The sequence below is a fragment of the Salinicola sp. 4072 genome, assembly GCF_036663415.1.
GTDB lineage: Bacteria > Pseudomonadota > Gammaproteobacteria > Pseudomonadales > Halomonadaceae > Salinicola > Salinicola salarius_A.
Genome location: NZ_JAXOVV010000009.1, coordinates 57,865 through 71,433 on the forward strand (window position 1 = coordinate 57,865; position 13,569 = coordinate 71,433).

The following is a 13,569-nucleotide window of genomic DNA, read 5'->3' on the forward strand; positions in this document are numbered from 1 at the left end:
CCTCTCCGGTCCCCATCGGGTTAGCCTAGGATGAGAGGAGAGAAAGACGACAAGCACCAGGCTGCACTGGGTCTGCAAGCGTAGGAGGCGTCATGAAATGGGAGCCGGGGCAGGGGTCAGGGATGTCCATACCCAAGGAGCGTCACTACTCGGATCGTGTGGGCTGGCTGCGAGCGGCGGTGCTGGGCGCCAACGACGGCATCGTTTCCACCGCCAGCCTGGTCATCGGCATGGCGACGGCGGGCGCGACGCTGGCTGGCGTGCTGACCGCCGGGGCGGCCGGGGCGGTAGCCGGAGCGATGTCGATGGCCGCGGGCGAGTACGTCTCGGTCAGCTCGCAGAAGGATACCGAACGCGCCGACCTGGCGCGCGAACGTCGCGAGCTGGCTGCCAACTATGAGTTTGAAACCCGTGAACTGGCGGATATCTACGAAGCGCGGGGCCTCTCCTCTGCGCTTGCGCAGGAGGTCGCAGAAAAGCTGATGCACCACGACGCGCTGGCGGCCCATGCGCGTGATGAACTCGGTTTCAGCCATGTCAACGAAGCGCGGCCTCTACAAGCGGCGGTGGCCTCGGCGCTGACCTTTCTCGCCGGTGCCGCGCTGCCGATCGTCGCCTCGCTGCTGGCGCCTCGCCAGGGGATCGCGCTGGTCGTCGCCATCGGTTCGCTACTGGCACTGGGCCTGCTGGGGATCCTGTCTGCCAAAGTGGGCGGTTCACGCGTGCGGGTCGCTGTCGTCCGAGTGGTCGTGTGGGGTGTGCTGGCCATGGCCGCCACGGCCGGGGTCGGTTGGGTGTTCGGTGTTGTCGGCACCTGATCGGCTTCGCGTTCGGCCCGTTCCGATCGCGCTCGGCTTGTCGAGAGAACAGCGCTCGACTAGGTTTTGTCTGAAAAGTCGTCGAGCGAAGGTCAGACAAGGCAAAAATCGGTGAAAACGGACCGGGCTGGCGTACCAGTTTACGCGGTGTAAATGAGTACTTTGAGCCGATTTTTAACGCCGTATGGCCGAGCGCAGGCAGTTTTCAGACAAAGCCTAAGACCGATAGCGTCGCGTAGCAAAGCTACGCTCATGGGCAATCGCTCTTGCGTTCGCTTTGCATCGCGGATGACTCGATTCAGTCAGTGTATCCAACCCGAAGCCAAGGAGCGGCCCAGATGGTCAAGAAGACCGAAATCCATGCGCAACAGCAGTCACTACCCGGAAAGGAAGGCTTGATGCAGCCGCCGGCGGAGTTCATCCGCCCGGGCTATCGCGGCAGCGGCAAGCTGGAGGGCAAGATCGCCCTGGTGACCGGCGCCGACAGCGGTATCGGCCGTTCCGCGGCGATCCACTTCGCTCGCGAGGGCGCCGACGTCGCGATCATGTATCTCAGCGAGGACGAGGACGCCAGAGAGACGCAGCGTCTGATCGAGGCGGAAGGACGGCGTTGCCTGTCGATTGCCGGTGACATTCGCGATGCCGCGTTCTGCCGCTCGGCGCTCCAGCAGGCCGTCGACACCTTCGGCGGGCTCAACATTCTGGTCAACAACGCCGGCACCCAGCAGGTGTGCACCGATCTTACCGAGCTCGACGATGACCAGTGGGAACAGACCTTCGCCACCAACATTCACGGCATGTTCTATTTGACCAAGGCGGCATTGCCGTACCTGGGAGAAGATGATTCGATCATCAACACCGCTTCGGTCAATGCGTATATCGGGCCCGATTTCCTGGTCGACTACACCGCCACCAAGGGCGCGATCATCAGCTTCACCCGTTCGCTCTCCAATCAGGTGGTAGCGCGCGGTATCCGGGTCAATGCGGTCGCGCCCGGCCCGGTGTGGACACCGCTGCAACCCGCCACCCTGGGTGCCCATGATCCGCAGATGCTGGAAGATTTCGGTTCCGACACGCCGATGGGGCGGGCCGCGCAGCCGTCCGAGCTGGGGCCGTGCTATGTCTTTCTGGCATCGCTGGACGCGTCCTTCATCAGCGGCCAGACGCTACACCCCAACGGCGGCATGATCGTCAACGGTTGAGCGGTCACCAAAAGATCGAAAGTCATGGAGCCCTGCTCGGGAATCGCCCAGGGTCTTCGAGCACCAACAGCAATTCTCGGGCAAAAGGAGGCCCCGAACATGCCAGGTACGACTCACAATCTGCCGCCACGTCAGGACAGCTGGCTGGATCGGCCGGCACATCATCACTGGCTGGAGAGCGAAGGCCAGCGCCTGCTGGCGTTCTATCGCGCCTCGCGCCATGCCGAGTGCGGTTTTGCGGCGCTGGACGAAGACGGCCGACTGCCGGCGGATGCCAACCCCGACACCATGATCACTGCCCGCATGACGCACTGTTTCGCGCTGGCCGCTATGCGTGGCGAGCCCGGCATGGCACCGCTGGTGGCACACGGCGTCGCGGCATTGAGAGGCGAGCTTCACGACGATGAGCACGGCGGCTGGTATGGCGAACGGCCCAAGGCGGGCGAAACGCAGACCAAGCAGGCCTACATTCACGCCTTCGTCGCGCTGGCGGCGGCCAGCGCTTGGCAAGCCGGCAACGAAGACGCCAAGCCGCTGCTGGACGATATCATCGACGTGATCGAGACCCGGTTCTGGTCCGAAGACGAAGGGCGCATGCGTGAGGGGTTTTCCCGCGACTGGCGCGAAGACGAGGCGTATCGCGGCGGCAACAGCAACATGCACTCGACCGAGGCCTTCCTGCAACTCGCCGACGTTCTCGACGAGCCGAAGTGGCGGGCGCGGGCGCTCTCCATCGTCGACAGGATCATTCACGCCCACGCCAGGCCCAACGACTATCGTGTCGTCGAGCACTTCGACAGCGAGTGGAACGAATGGCGCGACTACAACCAGGAAACACCCAAGGATCAGTTCCGACCTTACGGCGCTACGCCTGGTCACGCCTTCGAATGGGCGCGGCTGATGCTGCATCTCGAAGGCGGGCTGCTGCGCCATGGCGAAGCGGCGCCGGGCTGGCTGCTGGAGGATGCGCAGGGGCTGTTCCATAGCGCGACCGAGCTGGCGTGGAACGTCGATGGCGAGCCAGGGCTCATTTACACTCACGACTGGAAAAACCAGCCGGTGGTTCACGAGCGCATGCACTGGACGCTGGCCGAAGCCGCCGCCACGGCCGCGGCGCTGCTCAAGCGTACCGGCGACGCAACCTACGAAACCTGGTATCGCCGTTTCTGGGATTACATCGATCGTTTTCTGATCGATCGCGAACGGGGCAGCTGGTGGCAGGAACTCGACCGCCACAACAACCCATCCAGCGAAATCTGGAGCGGCAAGGCGGATCTCTATCATGCCTATCAGGCAACGCTGCTGCCCAGATTGCCGCTGTCTCCCACCATGGCCAGAGCCATCGCCGACGGAGCGTTGTAACACGGAGCGTTGTAACCGCTGGGGATATTCGAATCTCCACTCTTGGAAACGCCTCGATTCATGATCGGGGCGTTTGTCATTCGGACAGACGCCATACCTCGAAAGCGGCATGGGCTTCGTCGCTGAAGTCTGGCTAGCTATGACTTCCGATACTGACTTCCGACACATGGCCGTGAGGAGAACGACAATGGAATGGCTTGGGAATTATCGGCAGATGAGGCTGGGGTGGACCACGTTACTGCTGACAGCGCTGCTGCTGGGCGGCTGCGGCACGCAGGGCATCGAGCGGGAACCGGTGCAAGAGGCGCCTGCCAAGACCGCCAGGCAGTCCCCGGATCGTACCTGGGGGCCGGTAATGAAGGCCGTCGCCATGGCGCAGCTCTATCCGGATGGGAAGTCGGTGGTCGATCTGGTTCCCAAGCGCGACCCCGCGGCTATCGTGGCCGACTTCGAACGGCTGCAGCAGCAGGAAGGGGAAATCGACAAGGCCCGGTTGCAAGCCTTCGTCGATGCCAACTTCGATCCGCGTCCGGAGAACGAAACGCGCCTTAGCGAGGCGGCCGATACCTCGATCGAGACCCACGTCGTCAACCTGTGGCCTTACTTGACCCGGGACCCAGCGGATACCGACGAAGGCCCCTGGAGCAGTCTGGTCTCGCTGCCCGAGCCCTACGTGGTACCGGGCGGGCGCTTCAATGAGATGTTCTATTGGGACAGCTACTTCACCATGTTGGGCCTGGCGCGCAGCGACCGCTTCGACCTGGTGCGCGACATGGTCGACAACTTCGCCTGGCTGATCGACACCTACGGGTTCGTGCCCAACGGTACGCGGACCTATTTTCTGACGCGTAGTCAGCCGCCGTTCTTCGCTCCGATGGTAGCGCTGCTGGCGGAGCATGACGGAGAAGCCGTCTATCGCCGCTATCTGCCCGAATTGATGCGGGAACACGACTATTGGATGCGCGGCGCCGATGAAATCGGCCCCGGCGAGGTACGTGAGCACGTGGTTCGACTGGCCGACGGCACCTTGCTCAATCGCTATCACGGAAGCGAGAACTGGCCCCGGCCGGAAGCCTACGCCGCCGAACGCGAGCTGGCCGCGCGTAGCGACCGGCCGGCTCCCGAACTGTACGGCCATCTACGAGCCGCTGCCGAAAGTGGCTGGGACTTCAGCTCGCGCTGGATGGCCGATGGCCAGCACCAGACCACCATCGAGACCCGCGATATCCTGCCAGTGGATCTCAATGCGCTGCTGTACCAGCTCGAACGCACCCTGGCGCATGCATGGCGGGTCCAGGGCGATGACTCCCAGGCGGCACGCTTCGAGGCGCTGGCCGAACAACGTCGAAGCGCGATCAACCGGGTCTTCTGGCAACCTGACGGGGGCTACTACACCGATTACGACTGGCGGCAGGGGCATCTGACCGATGCCATTTCAGCGGCCATGGTCTATCCGCTGGCGTTTGGCGTCGCCGATCCGGCCAAGGCCGATGCCACGGCCGAGACGGTGCGGCGCGAGCTGCTGCGCGCCGGGGGCATGGTCACCACCACGCATAACACCGGCGAACAGTGGGATGCGCCCAATGGCTGGGCGCCGCTGCAGTGGCTGGCGGTTTCCGGTCTCGACCGCTACGGACACGACGACCTGGCCGAAACCATCGCCCGGCGCTGGATCGAAACCAATCGCGCGGTCTACCAACAGACCGGCAAGCTGGTCGAAAAATACGACGTGGTCGACCCCGCCGTGGGCGGCGGCGGTGAATATGATGTCGTCGACGGGTTCGGCTGGACCAACGGCGTCCTGCTGGATCTGATGCACCGCTATCCGTCGCAAGCCAGCCAGTAGCCAAGTCTCGCCATTGAAGACGGCCGGGCCACAAGGTCCGGCCGTTTTGTGTGTCAGCACGCTCGGCAGCGTCGCTGTAACTGGAAATCCGAAGGCGACGTATACGGCAAAGCTACAAGCACTCCCCCGAGCGATCTCGACCGCTCGAGGACGTTAAAACGCTATCGTTGGCGTTACCAGTGGTAGCTGACTTTCGCCCGGATCTCGCGGCCAGGATTGTAATAGTTGGCCGTGCCGGAGCCGACGACGTGCTGCTCGTCGAAGATATTGCTGACGTTGAGCGTGAAGTCGGTGTTCTGGACGATCCGATAGTCGAAGGCGGCGTCGAACAGCGTCGCCGAATCGCTCTTCGACGTGTTGGCGGCGTCGAAGTAGTAGCCATCGGTATAGCGGGCGCCCAGACCGACGCTCATCTTCTCGCCCGGCAGCGTGTAGTAACCCCAGAGCATGGCGGTGTGTTTCGGAGCGATGGCGAAATCGTTGCCCTTGATCGAGGTGCCATCACGCAGCGTGCCCTCTTCGACCTCCGTATCCAGATAGGAGTAACCGCCGACGATGCTCAGATTATCGGTCAGCTCGGCTTTGGCCTCGAGATCGAGACCGCGCGCCCGGGACGTTCCGATGGTTTGCTGGTCGATGGCGCCATTGTCCTGCACTACGGCGATGGTCACGTCGTCTCTTTCCAGGTTGTAGATCGCCGCAGAAAACTGGGCGTTCATCCCGTCGGGCGAGTATTTCAGGCCGATCTCCTGCTGTTTGCCGCGCTCCGGTGTGACGCCAATGGTGGGCGGTGCGACCGACTCTACGTAGCTGACGTAAGTGGAGAGTTCGTCGTTGACGATATAGGTCAGTGCGCCACGCACGGTGGTCTCCGAGAAATCGTCGCTGTCGTCGAAAGCGGCGCCGTAGGATTCCCCCTCGCTCGAGAGATCCATCGAGTCGTTGCGTACGCCGGCGCTGACCACGAAGCGATCATAGAAAGAGAGATTCTGCGTCAGGAAGACCGAACGAGTCTGGTAATCCTGGTTTTCGTACCGGTAGGGCGTCAGGTCTTCGGGACCGCCACTATAAACCGGGTTGGTGATATCGATGGGTTCCGCATTCCCGTAGATCGACTGGCTATCAGTCGAGGCGTCGCGGTACTCAATACCACCGAGGGTGCTGCTGTCGATCTCGCCGAAGCTGGCATCGTACTGCAGGATGGTATTGCCGATGAACTCGTGAGCTTCGGTATCGGTACCGAAATAGTCTCGGTTCACCACCGTGCTGGTGCGCGCAGCGACATCGTTAATATAGACGTACTGAAAGTCATCCTTGAGATCGCTATAACGCAGGTTCGTGCTCAGCGTCAGGCCGTTTTCGAAGTCGTGGCGCAGCTGGCCGGTGATGCTAGTGCGATCGACGTCTTGATCGTTGAAGCCGGGCTCGCCGAAGAAGTCGTCGCGGTCATACTCTCGGTCGAGCGGATAGCCGCCGCTATTGGGCGTGTCGTCTCGGTTGAGATAGTCGACGATCAGCGTTGCCGTGGTTTGATCCGTCGGTTCCCACGTCAGGCCGCCCATCAAAAGACCACTGTTATCCTTCGAGTGATCGTACTCTCGGTCGCTGTCCTGAATCTTTCCGGTGAAGCGATAGGCCAGTGTCTGGCCTGAGTCCAGGACATCGCCGACATCGATGCCGGCTTCCTTGTGATCGAACGATCCGTAGGAGAGAAAGCCGTTGCCGAAGCGCTCGAATCGTGGTCGCTTGCTGACGAAGTTGACCGATCCGCCCGGGTCGGCGGGGCCGAACAGCGTCGAGTTCGAGCCGCGCAGCACCTCGATGCGCTCGTAGGCGTATGGATCTTCACGCACGCCACGCATGGAGCCCAGCGTCATCCCGTCGCGATAGGTCGTGGCCTGAAAGCCGCGAATCTGGAAATAGTCGTTGCGGTCATCGGTACCGTAATAGTCAGTGATGACCCCGGGGGTGTATTGCAGAACCTCCTCGGTAGTCTGGGCGTCGCGCTGCTCGATCTCTTTCTGGGTAATCACCGAGACGGAAGCGGGCGTGTCCTGAATGCTGGTAGCGACCTTCCCGCCTACCCAAAGCTCCCGCGCTACGACGGTATCGGCGTCGTCGTCAGGCGCTGCCTGAGCGTTGACGATAACGGGAGATAGGCGGTACGCCCCATCGTCGCTCCCTGTCTGCTGCGCGTTTCCGAGCGCGGGAATGGTGAATAGTGCTGAACCGCAGAGAATCGCCGTGGTGGTGTGATGACACCATGACGGTTTCTCGCGGCTCACGATCGTGCGATTGCGACCGCTCATCGTGGTGTCCCCGAAAGTGAATGATCTCTTCTTATATACCCGCGGTTTTTTTATGGCGGGCTCGAGGATTATCCGGAGGACACACCTATCAGTCAATAATGATAATTCTTCTCAATTTCATTCGCGTTCATGATTGGCTATGCGATGCTGTAGAATCTTGCGCAGCCACTGCCGCGTAAGGCGTCGATCCACTATGTTGCCTCACACCCCGGATCGTCATGCGCTCTCCCGCTCCACCAGCCTCACCCCCAGGTCCAGCCGTTTATCGCTTTCCGGCAGTTCCCCCCTGAGGCGTGACAGCAGCAGTCGGGCGGTGTGCTGGCCGATTTCCCGGCGCGGTGGCTCGACGGTGGTCAGCGGCGGGACGGTGCTGGTGGTGAAGTCCAGGTTGCCGAAGCCGGCGAGGGCGAGCCGGCCGGGGATCTCCCAGCCCTGGCGCTGGCATTCGCACAGTACGCCAAGCGCCACCATGTCGTTGGAGCAGCCGATGGCTTCTATCTCGGGGTGGGCCTGCATCAGTGCCTGGGTCAGATGGCCGGTCTCCTCGGCATGGCTGCGTCCGCTCAGCTCGCGCAGCTCGACGGTGCCGCCGGCAGCTTCGACCGCGTCTCGAAAGCCGTGATAGCGGTCGCGGGCGCGCACGTCACGCTGGAAGTTGGTGCTGACGAAGGCCATTCGGCGCCGGCCCTGGCGCAACATGTGTTCGGCCACCAGGCGGCCACAGGTGTGATGCGAAAAGCCCACGATCATATCCAGCCCCGGCTGGCCGTAATCCCACATTTCGACGATGGGCGTGTCGTTGCTGGCGAGCACCGACAGCGACTTGCGGTTGTGCAGAAAGCCGGTCAGCACCAGGCCGGCGGGGTTCCAGCTCAGAATCGACCGGATCAGTTCCTCTTCCCGGGAGTCGTCGAACTCGGTATTGCCGATCAACAGCTGATAACCGGCGCTACGCAGATGGCGCTCCAGCGTCTCGAGCGTTTCCGAGAAGAACGAGTTGGTGATGGTCGGCACCAGCACGCCGATCACGTTGGAGCGCGACGAGGCCAGCCCGCCAGCCATGGTATTCGGCAGATAGCCCAGCCGGTCGATGGCCGACTGGATCTTCTCGGCGCGCCGGGGGGAGACCTCATCGGGACGACGCAGGTAGAGCGATACCGTGCTCGGCGAAACGTTGGCCAACTGGGCGACTTCGCCCATGGTCACGCGCTGGGAACTGCGTCTGCTTCTTGCCATGGCTTCTGGCCCCTTCCTTCGCGATCACCGGGGTGTATCGGTCCTCGCACCCGGTGTCTCGCTGATAACGTATGAATGTCTTGTGCTTTCGTGTCGATGCCGTTCGCTACGCTTTGTCTGAAAAATGTCTGCGCTCACCCATACGGCGTTAAAAATCGACTCAAAATGCTCATTTACTCCGCGTAAACTGGGACGCCAGCCCGGTCCTTTTTCGCCGATTTTGATTCGCTACGCTCACCCTTCGGGTCAGCCTTCGGCTGTTACTCCCTAAAGTCGTTGCGCCTTGTCTGGCTATCGCTCGCCGACTTTTCAGACAGAGCTAGTGTATCCAGTCCACGCTGAGGTTTCGTCTTTCTCGCCGGCTGCGGTCCGGGTTGAAGCGACGCTCTGCCGTGTCGGCGCGGCTACTTGTCCTTTGGTCTAAGGCTACGACGAATGGACGATTGGCAAAGATTGTCCGGTCAAAATCGTAGCGCTACGATTCTAGTCCATCTCGGCGGGCATCCGTTATTCGCCCAAAGGCTTAGGCGAGAGCAAGAGTTCGAATCAGCTCGGGAAGAGCGCACACAAGTCTGACGACGTCAGCCATGCGTTCTGTTTTCCGCCGTTTTCGCAGCGCTACGAAAAATGGAGCTAACCATGACAACATTGCGTTATTCGCTGGCCGCCCTTGCGCTGATTGGCGCAACCCATTCGGCGATGGCCGCCGATCATCTGGACATCATCGTGCCGTTCTCGGCGGGTGGCGCCACCGACATCGTCGCGCGCAGCTTCGAGCCGATCTTCTCGCAGCGGTTGGGTGTCACCTCGGTGGTACGTAACGTGGCCGGCGCCAGCGCAACAGTCGGTACGGCGGAGGTCGCCAATAGCGAAGGCAATCCCAACATCATCGGCTATGAACCCGCCGGTGCGCTGTCGATCCAGCCCTCGCTGAAGAAGCTGCCCTACGGCCCGGACAGCTTCACCTATATCTGCCGCACCGTTTCCAACCCGATGTTCCTGATGGTCTCGAAGTCTTCCGATATCGAGTCGTTCAAGCAACTGGTCGAGGAGTCGCAGGAATACCCCTTCCTGTATGGCTCTTCCGGCCCCGGCACGTTGCCGCATCTGGCCATGGCGGCATTGACGGTCAACAGCGATCTCAAGGCGGAGCACGTGCCCTACAGCGGTTCCGGCCCGGCGATGAATGCGCTTGCCGGCAACGAGATTCAGATCATGGCCGATACCGAGACCATCCTCGAAAACTACGACCTGCGCCCGTTGGCGGTCTTTGCAGAGAACCGAGTAGAGGGTTATCCCGACGTGCCGACGATGCAGGAACTCGGCCTGGCGGAGATGGACTTCGCCGTCTGGCAGGGCGTCGTCGCGCCCAAGGGAATTTCCGAGGAGCGCACTCAGCAGTATGCCGAGGCGTGCAAGGCGACGGTGGAATCGGACAAGTTCAAGTCATTCGCCGACAAGGCCAAGGCGGATATCGCCTATCTCGGACCGGATGAGTTCAAGGCGTTCGTGCAAAAGCGCTTCGCGGCCAACAAGCAGGTGCTCAAGGACGCTGGCCTGACGCCGTAACCCGTTCTTTCGACCTCTTGTTCTCTCGATTTCTCAGGAGCCGCGGTCCCATGTTCGCATTCTTGATCCATCCTCGAGTATTGACCGCGCTGGCCCTGTTGCTGGCTGGCGCCGGTCTTTCGATCACCGCGTGGCAGGGGCCGGCAAGCGCCATGCTGGTCCCCCGCATCGTGCTGACGATCTGGTGCGTAGTGGCGCTGGCGATCCTGATCGGCGAGTTGATCCGCCGCGTCCCGGTGAAACGCGTGACGCTGACGCCTCTGCCGCTGTTGATGGCGGCGATATTGATCGCGGCGATTGCCACGGCGAGTCTCGGCTTTCTGATCCCGGCGTTGCCGTTGGTGGCGTTGACGCTATGGCTGTTTCGTATCCGGCGGCCATTGCCGCTGCTGCTGGGCACGATCGTGATCGGTGGCGGTTTGTGGTTCCTGTTTCACCACGTGCTGATGATCCGGTTGCCGGCGCTGCTCACGAATGGAGTGATCTGAGATGGATGTGATTCTGGCGGCAATCAACGATGCCTTCACCTGGCAGGCGCTGCTCGCCATCGTGATCGGCACCTGGGCAGGCATCATCATTGGCGGCCTGCCCGGGCTGGGGTCGGTGGTCGGGTTGACGATCTTTCTGCCGTTCACCTTCGGCATGGATGTCATTACCAGCATGGCGCTGCTGATCGGCGTCTACTGCGGCTCGGTCTATGGCGGTTCGATCACCGCGATTCTGATCAATACCCCCGGCACGCCGCAGTCGGCGGCGACCACCTTCGATGGCTATCCGATGACCCAGCAGGGCCGCGTCGACGAAGCGCTGGGCTGGGCCACCTTTGCTTCCTTCTTCGGCGGCGTGCTCTCTTGCGTGCTGCTGATCTTCTGCGCCCCTCAGCTGGCGAAGTTCGCCGTCAATTTCGGCTCGATCGAGGTGTTCGCGCTGGTCTGTCTGGCGATGCTGTGCATCGTCGGGATTTCCCGCGGCAGCCTGCTCAAGGGGCTGGTCTGCGGGATGATGGGCTTCTTCTTCTCGACGGTGGGCAGTGACCCGATCACTGGCGCCGACCGCTTCACCTTCGGCACCTACGCGCTCAGCTCCGGGCTGGATCTGATCCCGGTGGTGGTGGGGGCCTTCGCGCTGTCGGAAGTTTTCGTGCGTTTCTCGGCGCGAGACGAAGAGGCGACGACCATTCCCGAGGCGCGGCTGCGCTTCCCGAACCTGCGCGAGATCGGCCGCCGTCTGATCGAACTGGTGCGGGGTTCGTTCATCGGCAGCTTCGTCGGCGCGCTGCCGGGCACCGGGGCGGCAGCAGCGGCCTTCATCAGCTATGCCGCGGCCCAGAAGCTGTCGCCGCGGCGGGCCAATCTGGGCAAGGGCGAGCCCGACGGCATCATCGCCTCGGAATCTTCCAACAACGCGGTGACCGGCAGCGCCTTCATCCCCACCCTGGCGCTGGGCATTCCCGGCGATGTGGTCACGGCGATGATGATGGGCGCGATGGTGATCCACGGCATTACGCCGGGCGTTCGTCTGATGGTCGACCAGGCGCAGACGGTCTATGCGCTGTTCGTGGTGCTGATCATCGTCAACGTGGCCATGCTGGTTCTCAGCAAACCCTCCATCGGCCTGTTCCGCTACCTGTTCAAGCTGCCGCTGGGCTTCGTGATGGGTGGCATCGTGATGTTCAGCTTCATCGGCGCGGTGTCGGTGCGCGGTAATCCGCTGGATCTGGTGGTCGCGGCGCTGACCGGCATTCTCGCCTACGTGCTGCGACGCGGCGGTTATCCGCTGGCGCCGCTGGTCATTGGCATGGTGCTGGGGCCGGAGCTGGAAAGCTCGCTACGCCGGGGGCTTCTGATCTCGCGCGGCGACTTCTTCTCGTTCTTCACCCATAGCGGCATCGCCACGACGCTGTTCGCGTTGATCGGGCTGTTCCTGGTCTGGACGACGGTGGCGGGCGTGCTCGATTGGCGGGCGAAGATCGCAGCCCGACGCGAGCCCGTATCGCCTTCGAGTAGCCGCGCATGAGCATCGACACCTTCGATTTTTCTTCCTTCGCCGATACTACCCGCAGAGCGATTTCTTGCCATGATCATTACTGACCTCAAGACCCACGTGCTGGCCGCGCCGCTGGAGCAGCCTTTCTCCTTCTCTCAGGGCTGGGTGCATCAGCGCACGGCAATGCTGGTGGAAATTCATACCGATGACGGCCTGGTGGGCTGGGGCGAATGCATCAATCACGGGTTGCAGCCGCCGCAGGTCGCCCAGGCGATGGTCGAGCATGCGCTCAAGCCGCTGGTGATCGGCCGCTCGATCTTCGACCGCGAAGTGCTGTGGGAGACGATGTACAACCACACCCGGCCCTACGGTCAGAAAGGGGCGGCGCTGTTCGGCATCGCCGCGATCGACATCGCGCTGTGGGATCTCGCCGGCAAGGCGCTGGGGCAGCCGATTCATCGCCTGATGGGGGGCGCATTTCGCAACGAGATCCGGCCTTACGCCACCGGCTTCTATCGTCGCGAAGGCGGAAAGTATCCCGAAGAGGTGGTCGAGGAGGCGCTGCGTCACCAAGCCAATGGCTACCGGGCATGAAGCTCAAGACCGGCTTCGGCATCGAGGCGGACATCCGCGACATGCGCGCGGTGCGCGCAGCGGTGGGTGACGACATCGCGCTGATGATGGATGCCAACTGCGCCTACAGCGTGCCGGCGGCGCGTCGCATTCTGATGGAACTCGAAGAGACACGGGTACATCTGTTCGAGGAGCCGCTGAGCCCGGAGAACCGTCACGGCTATCGCGAGCTCAAGGGCATCTCTCGCACCTGGATTGCCGCCGGCGAGAACGAGTACACCAAGATCGGCTATCGCGACCTGATCAGCGAAGGCGTGCTGGATGTCATCCAGCCGGATCTCGGCGCCGCCGGCGGTCTCACCGAGTGCCAGAAGATCGCCGCCATGGCTCAGGCCTGGCACGTCCCGTTGATTCCCCATGTCTGGGGAACCGGCATCGGGCTGGCGGCAGCGGTGCAGTTCATCGCCACGCTTCCGCCGCAACCGCTGTCGCTGACACCCGACGAACCCATGCTCGAATACGATCAGTCCGCCCATCCGTTCCGTCAGGAGTTGATCGGCGGCGAATTCCAGCTCAATGCCAACGGCTGCGTCGAGGTACTCGACAAGCCCGGCCTGGGAGTCGATATCGACCGCTCGATCATCGATCACTACACCATCCGCTAAGCC

General features: G+C 62.3%; 11 protein-coding genes. 9 read left to right on the plus strand and 2 right to left on the minus strand.

Features of this window, described 5'->3' with window-relative positions; genetic code table 11:
• Nucleotides 1–122: 122 nt before the first annotated feature.
• From R3F72_RS08375 to treA, 4 genes are all read left to right on the plus strand, one after another.
• Entirely contained in the window at nt 123–818 is a 696-nt protein-coding gene (locus R3F72_RS08375; protein WP_087720284.1) for a VIT1/CCC1 transporter family protein, read from the plus strand.
• 338 nt (nt 819–1,156) lie between these two features.
• Nucleotides 1,157–2,020: an SDR family oxidoreductase gene (locus R3F72_RS08380; protein WP_332779414.1), complete on the plus strand. Its 864-nt coding sequence runs from the start codon at nt 1,157–1,159 to the stop codon at nt 2,018–2,020.
• A gap of 99 nt (nt 2,021–2,119) precedes the next feature.
• Complete coding sequence (locus R3F72_RS08385; protein WP_087720282.1) at nt 2,120–3,382, plus strand: D-mannose isomerase; 1,263 nt, start codon at nt 2,120–2,122, stop codon at nt 3,380–3,382.
• Between the two features lie 187 nt (nt 3,383–3,569).
• Entirely contained in the window at nt 3,570–5,228 is a 1,659-nt protein-coding gene (gene treA, locus R3F72_RS08390; RefSeq protein WP_332779415.1) for an alpha,alpha-trehalase TreA, read from the plus strand.
• A 173-nt stretch (nt 5,229–5,401) separates the two neighbouring features.
• Here treA and R3F72_RS08395 read toward each other — a convergent pair whose 3' ends face one another.
• Both R3F72_RS08395 and R3F72_RS08400 read right to left on the minus strand, forming a co-directional pair.
• Complete coding sequence (locus R3F72_RS08395; protein WP_332779416.1) at nt 5,402–7,537, minus strand: TonB-dependent siderophore receptor; 2,136 nt, start codon at nt 7,535–7,537, stop codon at nt 5,402–5,404.
• A gap of 216 nt (nt 7,538–7,753) precedes the next feature.
• A complete protein-coding gene (locus R3F72_RS08400) occupies nt 7,754–8,773 on the minus strand; it encodes a LacI family DNA-binding transcriptional regulator (protein ID WP_332779417.1) in 1,020 nt (339 codons plus the stop codon).
• 639 nt (nt 8,774–9,412) lie between these two features.
• Between R3F72_RS08400 and R3F72_RS08405 the strand changes: the two genes are divergently transcribed.
• Genes R3F72_RS08405 through R3F72_RS08425 form a run of 5 tightly spaced genes read left to right on the plus strand, consistent with a single transcriptional unit; the run spans nt 9,413 to nt 13,566 of the window.
• Nucleotides 9,413–10,342, plus strand: a complete 930-nt coding sequence (locus R3F72_RS08405) for a Bug family tripartite tricarboxylate transporter substrate binding protein (protein WP_332779418.1) — start codon at nt 9,413–9,415, stop codon at nt 10,340–10,342.
• A 50-nt stretch (nt 10,343–10,392) separates the two neighbouring features.
• Complete coding sequence (locus tag R3F72_RS08410; protein ID WP_322528469.1) at nt 10,393–10,830, plus strand: tripartite tricarboxylate transporter TctB family protein; 438 nt, start codon at nt 10,393–10,395, stop codon at nt 10,828–10,830.
• 1 nt (nt 10,831) lies between these two features.
• Nucleotides 10,832–12,358, plus strand: coding sequence for a tripartite tricarboxylate transporter permease (locus tag R3F72_RS08415; protein ID WP_071232366.1), 1,527 nt, complete (start codon nt 10,832–10,834; stop codon nt 12,356–12,358).
• A gap of 60 nt (nt 12,359–12,418) precedes the next feature.
• Nucleotides 12,419–12,922: a hypothetical protein gene (locus R3F72_RS08420; RefSeq protein WP_332779419.1), complete on the plus strand. Its 504-nt coding sequence runs from the start codon at nt 12,419–12,421 to the stop codon at nt 12,920–12,922.
• Nucleotides 12,919–13,566, plus strand: coding sequence for an enolase C-terminal domain-like protein (locus tag R3F72_RS08425; RefSeq protein ID WP_332779420.1), 648 nt, complete (start codon nt 12,919–12,921; stop codon nt 13,564–13,566). Before R3F72_RS08420 ends, R3F72_RS08425 begins: the two co-directional genes overlap by 4 nt.
• Nucleotides 13,567–13,569: the final 3 nt, after the last annotated feature.

Coding starts and splice junctions, on each gene's coding strand:
- R3F72_RS08415 (WP_071232366.1), top strand. CDS start 10,832: ATGGATGTGATTCTGGCGGCAATCAACGATGCCTTCACCTGGCAGGCG.
- R3F72_RS08385 (WP_087720282.1), top strand. CDS start 2,120: ATGCCAGGTACGACTCACAATCTGCCGCCACGTCAGGACAGCTGGCTG.
- R3F72_RS08410 (WP_322528469.1), top strand. CDS start 10,393: ATGTTCGCATTCTTGATCCATCCTCGAGTATTGACCGCGCTGGCCCTG.
- R3F72_RS08375 (WP_087720284.1), top strand. CDS start 123: ATGTCCATACCCAAGGAGCGTCACTACTCGGATCGTGTGGGCTGGCTG.
- R3F72_RS08395 (WP_332779416.1), bottom strand. CDS start 7,537: ATGAGCGGTCGCAATCGCACGATCGTGAGCCGCGAGAAACCGTCATGG.
- R3F72_RS08425 (WP_332779420.1), top strand. CDS start 12,919: ATGAAGCTCAAGACCGGCTTCGGCATCGAGGCGGACATCCGCGACATG.
- R3F72_RS08400 (WP_332779417.1), bottom strand. CDS start 8,773: ATGGCAAGAAGCAGACGCAGTTCCCAGCGCGTGACCATGGGCGAAGTC.
- R3F72_RS08380 (WP_332779414.1), top strand. CDS start 1,157: ATGGTCAAGAAGACCGAAATCCATGCGCAACAGCAGTCACTACCCGGA.
- treA (WP_332779415.1), top strand. CDS start 3,570: ATGGAATGGCTTGGGAATTATCGGCAGATGAGGCTGGGGTGGACCACG.
- R3F72_RS08405 (WP_332779418.1), top strand. CDS start 9,413: ATGACAACATTGCGTTATTCGCTGGCCGCCCTTGCGCTGATTGGCGCA.
- R3F72_RS08420 (WP_332779419.1), top strand. CDS start 12,419: ATGATCATTACTGACCTCAAGACCCACGTGCTGGCCGCGCCGCTGGAG.